The following is a 1,313-nucleotide window of genomic DNA, read 5'->3' on the forward strand; positions in this document are numbered from 1 at the left end:
GGGTGGACTATGATGGTAAAATCAACTAAAGCATAACAGCCTGTAACATCATTGGTTACTCTTACATAGATCTCTTGTTCTGGTGTCTCTGTATTAGTGTATTGTGTTGGGTCTGCTATGGCATTGTTTCCTGAGTTGGCATCGTCTAATCTTTCATAATAACTTGCTGTAACTCCAGGTTCTCCATTTAAAATAAGTAGTTCATTTTCTGTTAAATCAAAGACTTCTACTCCATCTCCTGTATTTACATCATCACATAACTCTATATTTGGTAATAAATCACTTGGAGTTGGTGTAGGATTAGGTAATACTCTTAATGTTAAAGTTACCATATCCACACAACCTGTATTGGTATCTGTAACCACTGCAAATAAAGTTTGTGGATTAGCACCTTGACCATTTATTTCTGTATTGGTATATTGTGTTGGATCTGGAATGGCATTGACTTGAGCTACAGCATCTGCATTAGTCTCATAGTAATCTACCGACCAACTGCCGTTGCCTCCTGTAATTTCTGAGTTTTTAACTGTAAGATCAAATACTGTAAACTCATCTCCTGGCACTTCACCTAAATCATCACATAGACTCAATTGCGTTGGCTGTATTGCTAATGGTGGCAAGGAGACTTCTATTTCAAACTGACCTATATCAAAACATTCTGTAATTGGATCGAACAGACGTACATAAATAATTTGTGGATTACCATTATTTGTATAGTTACTCACGTTAATTATTGGGTTACCTCCAATCAAGGCATCTGCTTCACTTGTATGATAGGTTAAATCGACTCCTAAAGGATCTTGCCCATTAAGAACCTCATCATCCATAAAAGTAAGGTCAAACTGTGCTATACCATCGTCATCACTATCACATATAGTGTACGGTTCAATAGTAGTTGGTACTTCTGGAGCTGGATCTACAATAAGTTCAAGTGTATTCTCGGTGAGACTATAACAGCCTGTTAAGGTGTTTTCTGAACGCACATAAATCATTTGATTGTTAGCCACGATATTGGTGTACAAACCAGTAATAGCATTGCTTCCAGTCTCAGCGTCACTTTCAGTTTCGTGATACGTAATTGCAACATTAGATTCACCATTTATAATTTCAATAGTACGTATTTCCAAATCAAATTGTCCAAAACCATCATTATCAACATCACAAACCTCTATTGGTGTTGGGTTGGGTTCTGGTGATGGTATTGGGTCTACTCGCAAGGTAACTGTTACTGTATTGTAGCAGCCTGTAACATCATTTTCTGCTCTTACAAATATGGTCTGAGCATTGCTTAGATTGACATATGGACTAAAAAT

The 1,313-nt window shown here is 36.9% G+C and carries 1 pseudogene; it reads right to left on the bottom strand.

The window, feature by feature from the left end:
- Positions 1 to 1,313, bottom strand: a pseudogene (locus tag ITJ86_RS17135) (hypothetical protein); the annotation flags it as partial.

This window comes from Winogradskyella marina, assembly GCF_015645385.1.
Classification (GTDB): Bacteria; Bacteroidota; Bacteroidia; order Flavobacteriales; family Flavobacteriaceae; genus Winogradskyella; species Winogradskyella marina.